Consider the following 14,356-nt stretch of genomic DNA (forward strand, 5'->3'; position numbering starts at 1 on the left):
GCCGGGTTTGCGGCATAACTGGGCCGCGGAAAGTCCGCCTAGACGGAACCGGGGACCGGCGCTGAAGCCACCGGAGCGGGTTGGCCCGCCCGCCGGAACAGAGTCTTGCCGTGGAGGGCACGCAGTGCGTTGAGGATGGTGGCCAGGTCCACAAGCTCCTGGGTCAGCGCCCCGGCCACAGCCGGAATGTAGCCGAAAGCTGCCACCAGCATTAGCACCACGCTCAGGGCGATGCCAAGCCAGATGCTGCCCAGCGCCACCCGCATGGTCCGCTTGCTGATGTCCATGGCGGTGGCGACCTTGGAGATGTCGTCCGCGACGATCACGGCGTCGGCGGACTCGCTGGCCGCCGTCGAGCCGCGGGCGCCCATGGCGATTCCGACGTCGGCAGCCGCCAGCACCGGGGCGTCGTTGACGCCGTCGCCCACCATGATCACCGGCCGCACCGGCAGCGAAGCCACGGCCTTCACCTTGTCTTCTGGGAGCAGCTCGGCACGCACATCGGTAATGCCGACGGCACGGCCCATGCTTTCGGCGGTGGCCAGGCCGTCGCCGGTGAGCATCACGGTCTCGCGGATCCCCAGCCCGCGCAGGCGTTCCAGAGTCTCGGCGGCGTTTTCACGTGCCGTGTCGCTGAGGATCAGGGTGCCGGCGAAGCGTCCGTCCACGCTGAGGTAAACCACCATCTGTCCCGGTTTGAGGTCCGCAGCCTGCGTGGCGGCGTCCACTTCCTCGATGAACCGGCGCTTGCCAACGCGCACGGTCCGCCCGCCGATGGAGGCCTCGACGCCGTTGGTCGCCACTTCCTGGGCGGTGTCCGCGGGCTGTACGGCCAGGCCGCGCTCCTCGGCGGAAGCCAGCACGGAAGCGGCCAGCACGTGGGAGGAGTACTGCTCCGCGGAGGCCGCGAGTCCCAGCAGCTCATCGGCTGTGAAACCGTTGACCGGGTTCACCGAGACCAGCTCGGGCCGGCCGTAGGTGAGGGTGCCGGTCTTGTCGAAGGCGGCACTCTTCGCGGCGGCGAGCTGTTCCAGGGTGGCTCCGCCCTTGACGATGATGCCGTGCCGGGCGGAGCGGCTCATGCCGCCCATAAACGCTACGGGAGCGGCGATCAGCAGCGGGCAGGGTGTGGCCAGCACCAGCACTTCCGCGAACCGGACCGGGTCCCCGGACACGGCCCAGGCTACGCCGGCGATCAGCAGGGAAACGATGGTGAAGGGAACAGCGAAGCGGTCCGCGAGCCGCACCACGGGAGCCTTGGACTCCGAGGCCTCCTGCACCAGGGCAACGATGCGCTGGTACTGGCTGTCCGCCGTCGTCGCGGTGGCCTGGATGCGCACCGCGTGTGTGCCGTTGACCGAACCGCTCATCACCGCATCCCCTGCGGAGCGGGAGACCGGAATTGCTTCACCGGTCAGGGACGACTCATCGAAGGCAGCGGCTGGGGAGAGCAGCACGCCGTCAACGGGCACCACTTCGGAGGGTTTGACGAGCAGGATATCGCCCACCGCCACCTCCGTGGCGGGAATGTCTTCGGCCAGTTCGGCCGCGGGTTTTCCGGAGACCGGATTGCCACCCGTGTCCGTCTCGGAGGGCAGCCGGTGCGCGATCTGCGGGGCACGGTCCAGCAGGGCATCGAGTTCGCCCTTGGCGCGTCCGGCAGCGTAGTCCTCCAGCGCTTCGCCGCCGGAGAGCATCAGAACGATAATCAGGGACGCAATGTACTCGCCCACGGCAACCGTGGCGAGCATGGCGATGACGGCGAGGATGTCCAGGCCGTAGTGCCCGCGCCGAATGTCCTGCACCATGCCGTAGCCGGTGATGCCTACGATTCCGAGCGTGTACAGGCTGGCGATCCACTGCGCGGGAGCGGCGGCGCCGGTGCCCCACAGAATAAGGACGACGGCGAGCACAACTACCGTGGCAGCCACTACGGGGTAGTGCCGGACTGCCTTCTGGAAGGACACACGGTTAAGGGCCATGCTTTCGTTTTAGGCCCCTTCCGTCCCGGTTTCCAGCAAGAGAAAGCTTGCCTAACCCGGATTGGGCCGGAATGGCTCCGTTGTGGGTAAACGCTCCGCCGCGCCGCGGAGCAAATGTCACAAAGCGGAGCGAGGCGGACAAGCCGGAGCGGAAGTCAGCTTCTAGTGCAGCTGCGCCTCGATCTGCTGCACGCTCTCGATCAGCCGGGCGCCGATTCCGGCGTCGTCCTTGCCGGTGCCGAAGTACACGACCGAGAGGGACGCCGGCAGCTGCCCGGGCACCTGCACCGGAACGGCGACGGAGCCGACGCCGTCGATCACCTCGCTGTGGCTGGTCGCGTAGCCGCGGCGGCGGGCCAGCCGCGCCTCTTCACGGTACGGCTGCCCGGGAGCGAGCCGGTTCCAGTGCTCCTCGGAGACCGCTGACTGGATCGCGATGCCGGGGGCGCCCGCAGTAAAGGAGTGCCGGGTGCCCGGCCGCTGGATCAGTGCAGTGCGGCTGTGCCGGGGTTCGACGGCGACCAGGGTGACGCAGTCGTGCTGGTCCCACACAGCGATGAACGCCGTCATGGACAGTTCGTTCGCCAGTACCGTCAGCTCCGGGAGCGCGGCGGACTGCAGGTCGCGGGAGACTCCGCGGGCCAGCGCGGCGAGTCCGGGTGCGGCCGAAACCCGGCCGGCGTCGTCGCGCATCACCAGCGAGTGGGCCTCCAGCGTGCGCAGGATCCGGTAGGCAATGGAGCGGTGCACACCCAAACCCGCGGAGAGCTCAGCAATGGTCAGCGGCGTCTCCGATTCGGCCAGAAGCTCCAGCGCCTGGATCCCGCGGGACAGGGTCTGGGACTGGGAGCCGGAGCCGTTGGACGCAGGAGTCATGCGCCCATCATAGGCTCAGGCGGCTGCCGTACGGCGCCGCCGCCGGGCCGAGACGGCACGGCCAACCACGCCCTGACGTGGGCTGAAAAGATACGTGAGGGTGAAAACGGCGCCCTGCGCCAGCACCACCATGGGACCCGTGGCGGTGTCCAGGTAGTAGCTGGCGTAGATGCCGGCCACCGCGCAGCCGGCTGCGAGGGCCGGGGCGATCAGCAGCATCCGGCTGAACCGGTCGGTGAGCAGGTAGGCGGTGGAGCCGGGGATGATCAGCATCGCGACCACCAGGACCACGCCCACGGCCTGCAGGGCGACGACGGCGGTGAGCGCCAGGAGCCCCAGCAGCGCGGCTCCGAGCAGCCGCGGATTAAGCCCGACGGCGTGGACCTGGGTGGGATCGAACGCGTACAGGGTGAAGTCGCGGCGCTTGAACAGCAGCACGGCCAGAGTCAGCACGGCCAGGACGGCGACCTGCGCCAGATCCGCGGAGCTCACACCCAGCAGGTTGCCGAAGATGATGTGGTTCAGGTCCGTCTGGCTCGGCGTCACGGAGATCAGCACCAGTCCGGCGGCGAACAGCGTGGTGAAGACGATCCCGATCGCCGCGTCTTCCTTGATCCGGCTGGTATCGCGGACCAGGCCGATCAGGCCCACGGCCAGGAACCCGAAGATCACCGCACCCAGCGCGAACGGTGCACCCACCACGTAGGCCAGAACGACGCCGGGCAGCACAGCGTGGGACACGGCGTCGCCCATCAGGGACCAGCCGATCAGCACCAGCCAGCAGGACAGCACTCCGCACACCACGGACGCGATCACGGCTGTGGCCATGGCACGGACCATAAAGTCGTAGGACAGCGGGTCGGTGAGCAGTTCAATCATGCGTTGCCTGCTTTCGGCGTCCCGGCATTCAGCGCCCCGGCCGGAACGGGAGCGCCGTCGTCCAGCACGTTGAGGCCGAATGCGCGGGCCAGCTGCTCCGGCCGCAGGACGTCCTGCGGTGCGCCGTGCGCCAGGACACGGCGCATCAGAAGCACCGCCTCGTCGGCCAGCTGGGGGAGGGCATGCAGGTCATGGGTGGAGATGAGGATGGTCCGGCCGTCTGCCGCCAGTTCCCGGAGCAGCGCGGTGATGGTTGCCTCTGAACGCTTGTCGACGCCGGCGAACGGCTCATCGAGCAGCAGTACGGACGCGCCCTGGGCAATGCCGCGGGCGACGAAGGCACGTTTTTTCTGCCCGCCGGAGAGGCGGCCGATTTGCCGGTCCGCCAGGTCGGTCAGCTCCACCCGGGCCAGGGCCTCGGTGACGGCGGCCCGGTCTGCAGTGCGGGGCCGGCGGGTGGGGCCCATGTGGCCGTAGCGCCCGGTCATCACCACGTCGCGGACGCTGAGCGGGAAGGTCCAGTCCACGTCCTCACTCTGCGGAACGTAGGCGACCAGACCGGATTTGCGTGCCTTCGCCGGAGTCAGGCCACTGAGCCGGACCGTTCCGGCGGCTGGCTTCACCAGGCCCATAAGGGACTTGAACAGGGTGGACTTGCCGGAACCGTTCATGCCCACCAGCCCGCAGACCCGGCCCGGCTGGACGGTGAGGCTGACGTTCTCAAGTGCCGTGACGTCGTCGTACTTCACCGTCACGGAGTCCAGTTCCAGTGCCGGTGTGCTCACTGTCCGCCGGTCCCGGTGAGTGCGGCGATGATGGTTTGGGTGTCGTGGCGGATCAGGTCGAGGTAGGTGGGCACCGGGCCGTCCGCTTCGGAGAGCGAATCGACGTAGAGGACGCCGCCGAACGCGGTGTCCGTGGCCTCGACCACCTGCTGCATCGGGGCATCGGAGACGGTGGACTCGCAGAAGACGGCGGGGACCTGGTTGTCCTTGACGAATTCGATGGTGGCGGCGATCTGCTGCGGGGTGGCCTGCTGTTCTGCGTTCACAGCCCAGATGTAGCGCTCGGTGAGCCCGGCGTCGCGGGCCAGATAGGAGAACGCCCCTTCGCAGGTCACCAGTGCACGCTGGTTTTCCGGCAGCGCGCCGAGCTCGGTGACCAGCTGGTCCTGGACGTCCTGCAGTTCCTGCTTGTAGGCCTCGGCATTGGTGCGGAAGGCATCCGCGTTTTCAGGATCCAGCTCGGCAAAAGCGTCCGCCATGTTGTCCACGTAGACCTGGGCGTTCAGTGGGGACATCCAGGCATGCGGGTTGGGCAGCCCTTTATAGGCGTCCTCGGCGATGTTGACCGGTTCCACGCCGTCGCTGACTGTCACCCGGGGAACGTCCAGGTCCGCGGTGAACTGTTCGAACCAGGCCTCGAGGTTCATGCCGTTGTCCAGGATCAGATCTGCCCCCGACGCTTTGCGGATGTCCCCGGGGGTGGGCTCGTAGCCGTGGATCTCGGCTCCGGCCTTGGTGATGGACTCGACCTGCAGGTGCTCGCCAGCCACGTTAGCGGCCATGTCTGCCAGCACGGTGAAGGTGGTCAGGACAACGGGCTTGTCCTCGGCACTGTCTGCGTCGGCGGGTCCTGAGCATGCGGACAGGGCGAAGAGCGCGGCAGCGGCGGGCAGTAGAGCCAGGCGGCGCAGGCTGGAAGTCAACGTCGTCGTCATGCGGAAAACAATAAGTTCGGCATCCTGTTTAAACAAGTTCGGTACGCCGAACTTTTCCACATTACGACGGATCGGCGGCGTGGAAAGAGGGAGCTAGGGGAGCCGGCGGCGGCTCAGCAGGCCCGAGCCAAGCAGAAGCAGTCCGCCGGCCAGCGGCCACCACAAGTACATGGAAATCGTTCCGCCCACAAAAGCGGTAACCAGCACGGCGATCATCACGGCGCTGACGAGCAGGATCCCCGCAACGATCCGTGCCCGGCCGCGGTGCGGGGGCGGGATGGGCGGCAGCCAAGTGGGACGTTCGTCGATCCACTCCATCCGGTCAGTTTAGGAGCGGAGGGCGCCGCTGCAACCCCGGTTCCCGCAAAAACTCTCCGGTCCGCAGTAAACCGGCGGTCCGGCGTCGTGCTTCCCCTTTTATCGGCTGCGACGAACTGGCACAGTGGCGTGCAACCACTTTGGACCTGCAGAGGAGTTCCCATGGAATCAAGTGACTTGCTGGTCGATGCGTTCGGACGTCTTCCCTCCACAGTGCGGCGGGTGGTGCACGGGCTGAGTGCCAACGAGCTGAACCACCGGCCGTATCCTGACGGCAACTCGATCTCCTGGCTGATCTGGCACCTTGCCCGGGTGGAAGATGCCCAGCTCGCCGACGTCGCCGGTCACCAGCAGGTGTGGACCGCCGAGGGCTGGGTGGACCGGGTTGGCCTGCCGCTGGACGCCGAGGACACCGGGTACGGGCACACCTCCGAACAGGTTGCCAAGGTGCAGGTGCAGTCCGGGGACGTGCTTCAGGGCTACTACGACGCCGTGAGTGCCCGGACTATTGCCTTTGTATCAGGCCTGTCGGCGGCTGATCTGGACCGGGTGGTGGACACGTCCTGGGATCCGCCCGTCACCCTTGGGGTACGGCTGATCAGCTCGCTGGCCGACTGCCTGGAACACGTGGGCCAGGCTGCGTACGTGCGGGGAATGCTGGCTGCCGGGGGACCGTCGTGAACATCGTGGCGAGCCTGTCCGAGTCCTTCAAGTCTCTGGCAGTCACGCGGGCCTACGGCGAGCCTGTGAAGGTTGGCTCCGAGACCCTGGTGCCGGTGGCGCTGGTCCAGGCCGGCTTCGGCGGCGGGGGAGATGCCGACGGCGATGGCGGAGGCGGGGGCGGCGGAGTGGTGCTGCCGCTGGGCGTCTATGCCGCGAAGGATGGCAGCCCTGCGGTCTTCCGGCCGAACCCGGTGGCGCTGATCGCGGTCATGACGCCGCTGGCCTGGGTCCTGGCGCGGGGAATGCGCTCGCGGAAGTAGGGTGCCGGGGGCTGGCTGGGGGTGGTGGTGCCTGCTGGGCGCGGCTGGGGCCAAGCTAGGTCTGGACCTGCCGCCGGACTGGGGCGCCGGTGCGGCCGGCTTTAGCGTCGCGGGATCGTGATGGCCTGCAGCTGTGCGGGTCGGCAGGCTTGGGCGGTCGAGTCTGCTCCGTTTTGGGACTTCCCTGCCACTTGGGGACTTCCCTGCCGCGGCGCCGTGCAGGAAAGTCCCAAACCGTACGGATTGTCCCCAAACGGAGGGAATGTGCCCTGGGAAGCAGTCCCAAATCGGAGGGATGTCCCAGGCTGCGGGGAAACCGCCGAGGGCGGAGTCCCGATCCGGAGGGATGTCCCAAACCGGAGGGTTCCGCGGCCAGTGAGACGGCACGATCCGGGCCAAGAGGTGTGAACCGAAGCCGCCGAGGTGAACGGCAGAGTCCGCCGCAGCAGACCCCGCGGCACCCGTCGTCGGCCCCGGACCGGTGAGCCCCACCCAGGCGCCCCCGGCGCACCCCCGGTGCGCGCCCCCGGCGCTCAGGACCCGATCGTCAGCAGGAGCGCATCGCAGGCTGCCGCACATCGGTGGCAGGCCTCGGCACAGATGCGGCAGTGGTCGTGGGCCGCGGCGTGCTGCTCGCACTCGGCCGCGCAGCGGTGGCAGGCGGCGGCACAGGCCCGGACCAGGTCGGCAACGGACGCGTAGTCCTTGCCGGCGCGGGCCAGCACCTTGCCGGTGGCTCCGCAGATTTCGGCGCAGTCAAGGTCGGTGCGGATACAGCTGACCATGTCCCCGAGCATGTCCTCGCCCAGACATGCGTCCGCGCAGGCGGTGCAGGTCTGGACGCAGTCGAAACAGGCCTCGATGGCTGCGGCCACGGCATCCATGTCCACGGTCGAGTTCCCTGCGGGGTGGGACGTCAGCATGTCTCGAATCAGGCTCAAGGTGTGCTCCTTCTGAGGGGAATACCTGGGTGGGAGAAGAAGCCCGGCGACGCCGCTCACGGGTGCCGACCTCAACCGCCGCGCTTGCCGCGAGCCTAGCGGCGGGCCTGCAGGCGCTCAAGGAGGATCCGGCATTTTGCCCGTGGACTAGGCGGGTGCATAGAATCGGCGTAGCCTGACAAGGCCGGTTATCCGGACAGGCATGGGGCTTTAGCTCAGTTGGTAGAGCGTTTCGTTCGCAATGAAAAGGTCAGGGGTTCGATTCCCCTAAGCTCCACAAGGATCATCGGTCGTTGATCTCGACCGTAAGCGCCCCATATGCACCCCGGGGGCTGTTTAGCAGTTCGAGTCCCGCTCGGTCGGCGCTGGTGCCGAGGTAATGCAGGTACCCATTTGTTGTCGTTACAGAGGCATGACCCATCCATGCTGCGACGGTGCTCAGGTCGACACCTCGACTCAGCCATGTGCAGGCAGCCGTGTGACGCAAGTCGTGCAGACGACGGCCCTGGCTGACCTCACTCCACCCGGTCGTACGCTTGAATGCCGCCGCCCACAATTGGCCGTTGTCGGGACCCGTAAACAGAAAGTCTGTTGGGCGCTTGTTTTCGGCCATGCGAAGAACGACTGGCACGAGAGCGTCCCGCAGTGGTACCCGACGCACAGACCGCCCTTTTGTCACCTTGATGGCTTGGCCTTCCGTCTGCGACCGGGCAACCCTCAGAGCCGGGCTAGGGACGCGTTGTAGATCCAGGACACGCAATGCTCGTGCTTCACCCCAACGTAATCCCGTCCATCCCAACACAAGCAAAACGTTGGCCAAGTGCTCTGATTTCTGGCGGACTAACTGCACGACTTCCTCAAACTCCGTTTCGGTGAATGGGCGCATCTCTTTCGCCGGTGTCAGTCGAGTCGGCAACACGGCATTTTTGACCGGATTATCCAGTCGCCGGTGTTCCTTTACGGTCCAGGCAAAGAAGCTGGAGATGCTTGCTCGATAGCGCTTAATGGATGCATCGGACTGTCCCGACTTCCGCAAGTGAAGAAACCATTTCTCAATGTCTATGACCCGAACTGCCCCTACAGTGCGTGCTTTCAAGGCAGGCGAAACGAGGCGAAGAAGCTGGGAGTCAGTAATCGCAGTCGTGGGAGACACGGTCGAGTGGCGAAGCTCCACCCACTCGGATAACAGGCTCTTGACTGTACTTCGACCCGCCCTAATATCGACGCCCCCGGCAGCGGTTGCCTCAACCCGTTCGGCCCATGCGATGGCATCCACGCGCCGGTCGTAAACCTTAGTTCCGAGCCGCTCTCGGCCGCTCTTTGCGATTCCCTGCCAGCGCCCAGAAGAAAGCTTTCGTACGTATGCCATTACGCAGCAGTCCCCACGAGGAACGACATGAGGAGTGGGCGTCGGTATCGCGGCGTCGTCGGCGTCAACCACACGAGTGCATCCTCGACCTCGACGGGACCACCACCCAGAGTGCGCCAACGTGAGAGCGTCGACTTGGAAACACCGAGGAGGTCCGCCACTTCCGCCGAAGTCATGAGTGCTTCAGGCATCGTTGTGGCCTCCCTCAACACGGTTCAGATAAGTTGTCGTGTAGTCCGTGTAGTCCGCTTGCATAAGGTCTTCACTCCCGTGGTTCCAAAAGAGGCAACGACCGTCTTGAAAGCTCCGAACGATGGCTGACATGTTCGGATCGACCACTGGGTGAAGCATTTTGATAGCGTCGGGGGTGTCCACCCTAAAGGTGATTCGAGTCCCCAACTGGGCGCGGGTAAATCCTTCAATGATGGACGCATCCGCGCGTTGAACAACGATGATCACCCGCACCCCTACTTTGGCTCCCTCCGAGACGAGGCGGCTGATCTGCCCGCGGATGCGCGGTAGGAGCCGTTCGGCAGGCTTGACGCATGAATCATGAATCTCCGCTGCGCGGATGATCGCGGGGAACTCTTCGAGGACAACCACAACGAGCGGAGAATCAGGAGTGAAGTCTTCGAGCTTCTCAACACGCATTCGAAGGAGGTCTGAGAAACGTTCGGACATGACACTCACCGCTCGGTCGATAACGTCCAGAGCAGTGGCAGGGTCTGAGCCCAAGGCTATGTCTCCAGTTCGGGCCCGATGTTTCCAAGGCGCCAGAAGTATCGAGTTCGGGTCTACACCCATAACGCGCACTTCGGACAGTCTGGAAAGCTGGCTCAAGAGCCCGTAGCAGAAGACGGACTTGCCCGACCGGCTCATCCCCTGAATAGCTATATGGGACGCATCGCGGAGGTCAACGTATGCATCGGTGCCGTCCTGGAATCTGCCCACCCTAAACGGATGGAGACTGCCTTTAGGTGATGCGGAATCACGAATCTCGTCGAGGGGATTGGGCGGGTTTACTCGGTGGATTACCACAGAGTAAACGCCCTTGGACCCCGTCACCTCCACGGCAACGCCTCCAACTACATCCATCATCTCTTCGATTTGACGACGAAGCCGGTTACGGTCGCCACCGGGCGCAATCAAGTTCCACCCGTCCACCACGATGGGCTTGCTGGTCTTTGCACGAGGATGGCGTAGCCGCCGGGCCGTACCGAGCCCCGAATCAAGCTGATGACGGTTAAGCAAGGACATGCGTTCGGCCAATTCTTGGCCGTGGCGCGCCGCCATCCGCTTCTGGATGCGAAGAGTCTCGGAGACCCCAGGAATCATGGCTCCAGCTAAGGGCGAACGTGTCCGGAAGAACCAAATCCCCAGCACCACCAAAATCGCCGTCAGGGCGGCAATGGCCAAGGGATCCGGGTAGTACAACGTGATGCCCGCGATCGCGGTCAGCCACGTGATAGTCACCCAAGCAAAGCCGATCAACTTCATCAGCAAACTCAACGAGCTGCTGATGATCCACTCGAGCAATGAGGCCTGCTGAAGTTTAGAAGTGGAGCTCATTGTGTACCTCCCTCACGGAGATTTCCCGTAACGCACGGCGATTTTTCAAGGCCCCCAAGCCACAACCCCTGATGATGGATGCCTCAATGCCCGACGGCTTCGTGTGCGGGCGATCAAACTCGTGTATGGCGTCCTGGCGAATCATCAGGCGTCACCCTTTGCGGGGGATGCGTTTACCGGCACGAGGCGTTCACAAAGGACGGAGAGGCCCTGTCGTCCACCGTCTGCAACGTACGGGGTGATGACGGTAATGCCATCGGTATGGAGGGTTGTCCCCATCGGGTACGCGCGGTACTCCTCGACAGCGATAGTTACGCCTCGGTCCTGACCGCTACCATCGGCACGGATAGCCACCACCCCTGAAGCGTAGGAGGGCTTTCCGGTGGGACCCACCTTAACTTCGCCGGTCTCGCGGTTCATGCGCTGCTGAATGGACTCGGCATCGCGCATTCCCATCGACATGGCAATGAACTTCTCGCCATCTGCCAACTTGTACTGAGCCATGTGGCTCCCTTCGTTGTGGACTGGTGTGTACCAGTGACCGACCATACCGCTAAGCGGTTGTACACAACCACCGTAGACCATGTTGTGGTTATGTACAACCGCAAGTAGTTTAGGTCTATGGCTAGAAGGCAATCGTGGGTACAGACGTGGTCGGACGAGCAACCAGTATGGGAGTCCTTTAGGGCATCGCTCGCCCATGCCGGCCGCATTTTCAGTCGGGAACCCGGCCAAGGAATTCAAGCCGACGACGAGGGGGTGGGGGAGGAGTATATTCATCAGGATTTCCGAGCGCATGCAGATGCGCTGAACGACTTGCAGCAAGCCGTTGAAGCCATGAACGTCGAGCTGGCCCGCCAGCTAATCGATGCAGGCTACAGCCTGAGGGCAGCAGGCGAAATGATGCGGACAAATCACGCAACAATTAGAACTTGGGTCGCTGAAATCCAGGAAATAAAGACTCTTGACCGCCGAGGGTAATTTGATCCCCCTCCGAGAACTGCTGAGCACCAAACGAATCAGTGCAGGAAGTAAGTCACCTAGGGCTACGCCTGCATGGTGGCAAGTTAGAAGTTAGAAGTTAGAAGTTAGAAGTTAGAAGTTGGCGGCGTCCGCACTTTGAGTGGGCTCAGACCCCCTTAGGCGAGGGGACGTGAAATGAACAAAATCGGGGCTAGTAACCATGAGCTCGGTCCCCACCCGCTTAATCCCTGCAGAATAGTTCAGATCGAAGGTGTGTTGGCGATGGTGCGTATAGAGGCGTGTTATCTCTGGTGTGTTGTCATAAGTAAGAATCCAGGGGTTATCTAGATCGTGGATTGTTCCAGCTAGCCGTTGATGATCAGCCGCGACGTAGAAGTTGGTGTACAGCCCGGATCCTTTGAGGTAATAAGGGGGGTCGACAAAGAAGAGAACCTTATCCCTCTTGTCCATTTCCTTCAGGAAGACTTCGCCATCTAGCCGCGTGAGCTCAATATCGTCGCGATAGCGGGCGATGCGCAGGATCTTTTCTGTGAGGTCATTGACGTTATATCGGCACCCAATTTTGTAGGCGCCTTCCTGATTGAGCCCACCGATAACGCCGCCTTTGACGACTCCAGACCGGTTCGTGCGATTCAGAAAAAAGGTCGCGAAGCCGAGTTCGAAAGAGGGCTCGACCGCGGCTCGGTGTAGGTCCCGCTGGAAGAGCCATTCTTCGACGGTGACAGGAGTGGATCGCATAGCGTCAAGGAAGCGCTCATGATCCTTTAGCACGCAATTCCAGAACGAAAAAATACCAGGATCTAAATCGTTCAACACAATGCGTCGTACGACTCCCTCGTAGAGCAGGCGAAGAGCTAGCCCTGCACCACCGGCGAATGGTTCAGCGTATGTGCGCTTCCTGAGCCGATTCTCACGCAGCAGCTGTTCGGTCATCGCATATAGCGCGGCCTTTCCGCCCGGATATCGGAGTGGTGATGGTGTAACTGGCATAGATTATATTCTTAGTCTCATGTCGCGCGATAATAGTTAGTAAATTTAAATGGAATCAGTCTTCGCGCCCTTCGATGGGGGCTTCACAATTGGTGGATAGCACCATCAGTGCTGGAGCAATTTCATCCCACGCTGCGGTAACCTGCTCCCATTGCGGGAAAGCGGTGCCGTGAGCCACCGCGCCAAGATAAGCAGCGCTGAAAAGGTAACTCGGATCAGTGACGCGGTTGTGTAGGAGCTGGATGGCACCTTTTTCTTTGGTGGAGGCATCCAGGAGATTCTGCTGGATTTTCGTTTTGATGTCGCCAAGAGCCTGATGCATTATGACGTGCAGCTTAAAGCGGTCTTGAACTTGCTGTCCGATTCTATTCTCGACGTAGGACACCGTTATAGCCTCAATAAAAATCCTCACACCAACCGTGGCAAGCGCAGGCGTCCTTCTGGTGACGAGGTGCAACTCACCGAGAATGCGGCGTAGGCCGTTGTCTCGAAAGCTCGGATGAAAGTCGTCCGGATCCACTAGCTTATTGCGTCTGTTGGGCGCCGGTGCGCTGCTACCGGTTTCACCTGACGTGTTTCGGGCGTCTGCTTCGGGATCGGTAGTGCCTTCTCCGGGGGGGGTCGAGCCCGAACCGTTGTCTGTGTTTCCATTGCTGCTGGTGCCAGCGTTGCGGGTAGGCTGGTCTGCCGGCACGGCAGTGACGTCGTCGGTGTCCTCATCTTCCACAAGATCACCATCGCTCATTGGAACAAGGCGTTCTTTCGCATACTTTTCACGATCTGCGGCCGTCGTCCGTGAGGTAGCGCCGTTGGTGCCGTCGGTGATGTCGGTGAGCAATCGTTGCAGTCGTCGGTTAAAGAGTGATCGGGTTCCGCTGAAGCGAAACTCCGTATCGCTTGCCCCGGTGCTAATTAGAAGGGCATGACGTCTAACATAGGGGTTTGACATGAACCGTGTGACTGTCGTCAAGATGCCGTCCGGATCAGGGCTGATGAGGCCTTTCTCAACGGCGTAGTCGATTAGAGCTAGGGCGAGAGTGTTTCCGGTGTCACCAAAGTGGCGAGCTTGCTGAACTGGGTTCCAGCTACGGGTCCCGAGGCCATTGTTCTCTCCCTGGTGTTTACGCTCCAGCCAGATGTTGGCCTCTTCACGAGACTCGAACACCTCGAGTTCGATCTCGATGCCTGAAGGATCAAAATACCTGCCGAGACGTTCGAAGCTCCGCCGTTCTTCCGGCGTCGGGGCCAATGATGGGTCGTGCAGAAGCATGAGTGCGCAGAGGCGTCTGTTGCCTTCAACGACCACCAACTCGTTCTCGGCATCTTTGATGGCGCCGAAGCGCTCGAGCGGACTGAGTCCGTGTCGCGCTATGTCACGGGCGAGAGGCTTGATGTTCTCTCTTTTAACGAACTGCGCTATAACTTCAGATCTCGAAAGTCCCCGCTCGTGGCGCGGGTTTTCAGGATCTAGATCCAAATCGCGAAGATCCTTCCACGACAATGTGAGCTTTTCGACCATCTGTCCTCCCCCGTTAGATGCACGCCGTCGAGCATGCAGGACAAAGCACCAAACGTGATCAAATGATCACCGATTTACTGTACATCGCGGGCAGCGCATTTCCCCCTCGGCGCGTAAGGCGGGTAACGGGTGCTTACTGCCGAGACGGCTTCATGTCCCTTTTCGGTCGTCTGTCGAATTCTTCTATACATGATTAAAGTGGGGGGGGGGGGGGCGGCGGGCCCGC

General features: G+C 62.8%; 16 protein-coding genes and 1 tRNA gene. 4 read left to right on the forward strand and 13 right to left on the reverse strand.

Translation table 11 applies throughout. The features are described from left to right. Positions 1-38: 38 nt before the first annotated feature. From TVC13_RS12240 to TVC13_RS12265, 6 genes are all read right to left on the reverse strand, one after another. Entirely contained in the window at positions 39-1,982 is a 1,944-nt protein-coding gene (locus TVC13_RS12240; RefSeq protein ID WP_422401465.1) for a heavy metal translocating P-type ATPase, read from the reverse strand. Positions 1,983-2,144: 162 nt separating this feature from the next. Next, positions 2,145-2,858, reverse strand: a complete 714-nt coding sequence (locus TVC13_RS12245; RefSeq protein ID WP_422401466.1) for an IclR family transcriptional regulator — start codon at positions 2,856-2,858, stop codon at positions 2,145-2,147. Positions 2,859-2,873: 15 nt separating this feature from the next. Further along, positions 2,874-3,737 (reverse strand): metal ABC transporter permease, encoded by an 864-nt coding sequence (locus TVC13_RS12250; protein WP_422401467.1) that lies wholly within the window; start codon positions 3,735-3,737, stop codon positions 2,874-2,876. Then, the gene (locus TVC13_RS12255; RefSeq protein WP_422401468.1) at positions 3,734-4,522 is read right to left on the reverse strand and encodes a metal ABC transporter ATP-binding protein; all 789 of its coding nucleotides are present in this window, start codon (positions 4,520-4,522) and stop codon (positions 3,734-3,736) included. Before TVC13_RS12255 ends, TVC13_RS12250 begins: the two co-directional genes overlap by 4 nt. Beyond that, positions 4,519-5,457 carry a metal ABC transporter substrate-binding protein gene (locus TVC13_RS12260; protein ID WP_422401469.1) on the reverse strand — a complete coding sequence of 313 codons (939 nt, stop codon included), beginning with the start codon at positions 5,455-5,457 and terminating at the stop codon, positions 4,519-4,521. Before TVC13_RS12260 ends, TVC13_RS12255 begins: the two co-directional genes overlap by 4 nt. Before the next feature lie 93 nt (positions 5,458-5,550). Further along, entirely contained in the window at positions 5,551-5,775 is a 225-nt protein-coding gene (locus tag TVC13_RS12265) for a hypothetical protein (protein ID WP_422401470.1), read from the reverse strand. Between the two features lie 162 nt (positions 5,776-5,937). Between TVC13_RS12265 and TVC13_RS12270 the strand changes: the two genes are divergently transcribed. Together TVC13_RS12270 and TVC13_RS12275 are read left to right on the forward strand one after the other, a co-directional pair. Then, the gene (locus tag TVC13_RS12270; protein WP_422401471.1) at positions 5,938-6,456 is read left to right on the forward strand and encodes a mycothiol transferase; all 519 of its coding nucleotides are present in this window, start codon (positions 5,938-5,940) and stop codon (positions 6,454-6,456) included. Next, positions 6,453-6,758: a hypothetical protein gene (locus TVC13_RS12275; protein ID WP_422401472.1), complete on the forward strand. Its 306-nt coding sequence runs from the start codon at positions 6,453-6,455 to the stop codon at positions 6,756-6,758. Before TVC13_RS12270 ends, TVC13_RS12275 begins: the two co-directional genes overlap by 4 nt. 533 nt (positions 6,759-7,291) lie before the next feature. On the opposite strand, the gene TVC13_RS12280 is transcribed toward TVC13_RS12275, so the two are convergent. Beyond that, positions 7,292-7,699 carry a four-helix bundle copper-binding protein gene (locus tag TVC13_RS12280; protein WP_422401473.1) on the reverse strand — a complete coding sequence of 136 codons (408 nt, stop codon included), beginning with the start codon at positions 7,697-7,699 and terminating at the stop codon, positions 7,292-7,294. 204 nt (positions 7,700-7,903) lie between these two features. On the opposite strand from TVC13_RS12280, the gene TVC13_RS12285 reads away from it, so the two are divergent. After that, positions 7,904-7,976: transfer RNA gene (locus tag TVC13_RS12285), tRNA-Ala, on the forward strand. A 6-nt stretch (positions 7,977-7,982) separates the two neighbouring features. Here the strand turns inward: TVC13_RS12285 and TVC13_RS12290 are convergent. From TVC13_RS12290 to TVC13_RS12305, 4 genes are all read right to left on the reverse strand, one after another. After that, complete coding sequence (locus TVC13_RS12290; protein WP_422401474.1) at positions 7,983-9,068, reverse strand: tyrosine-type recombinase/integrase; 1,086 nt, start codon at positions 9,066-9,068, stop codon at positions 7,983-7,985. Next, positions 9,068-9,259, reverse strand: coding sequence for a helix-turn-helix domain-containing protein (locus TVC13_RS12295; RefSeq protein ID WP_422401475.1), 192 nt, complete (start codon positions 9,257-9,259; stop codon positions 9,068-9,070). Before TVC13_RS12295 ends, TVC13_RS12290 begins: the two co-directional genes overlap by 1 nt. Next, entirely contained in the window at positions 9,252-10,637 is a 1,386-nt protein-coding gene (locus tag TVC13_RS12300) for an FtsK/SpoIIIE domain-containing protein (protein WP_422401476.1), read from the reverse strand. The genes TVC13_RS12295 and TVC13_RS12300 overlap by 8 nt, the downstream gene beginning before the upstream one ends. 144 nt (positions 10,638-10,781) lie before the next feature. After that, positions 10,782-11,141: a hypothetical protein gene (locus TVC13_RS12305; RefSeq protein ID WP_422401477.1), complete on the reverse strand. Its 360-nt coding sequence runs from the start codon at positions 11,139-11,141 to the stop codon at positions 10,782-10,784. A gap of 117 nt (positions 11,142-11,258) precedes the next feature. On the opposite strand from TVC13_RS12305, the gene TVC13_RS12310 reads away from it, so the two are divergent. Continuing rightward, on the forward strand, positions 11,259-11,618 hold the full coding sequence (locus TVC13_RS12310) for a hypothetical protein (protein ID WP_422401478.1): 360 nt from the start codon (positions 11,259-11,261) through the stop codon (positions 11,616-11,618). 114 nt (positions 11,619-11,732) lie between these two features. Here TVC13_RS12310 and TVC13_RS12315 read toward each other — a convergent pair whose 3' ends face one another. Together TVC13_RS12315 and TVC13_RS12320 are read right to left on the reverse strand one after the other, a co-directional pair. Continuing rightward, positions 11,733-12,611 carry a DNA adenine methylase gene (locus TVC13_RS12315; protein WP_422401479.1) on the reverse strand — a complete coding sequence of 293 codons (879 nt, stop codon included), beginning with the start codon at positions 12,609-12,611 and terminating at the stop codon, positions 11,733-11,735. Positions 12,612-12,666: 55 nt separating this feature from the next. Continuing rightward, positions 12,667-14,130: a hypothetical protein gene (locus TVC13_RS12320; RefSeq protein ID WP_422401480.1), complete on the reverse strand. Its 1,464-nt coding sequence runs from the start codon at positions 14,128-14,130 to the stop codon at positions 12,667-12,669. Positions 14,131-14,356: the final 226 nt, after the last annotated feature.

It is taken from the genome of Arthrobacter sp. 3Tela_A (assembly GCF_049311025.1).
In the GTDB taxonomy this organism is placed as follows: domain Bacteria; phylum Actinomycetota; class Actinomycetes; order Actinomycetales; family Micrococcaceae; genus Arthrobacter_B.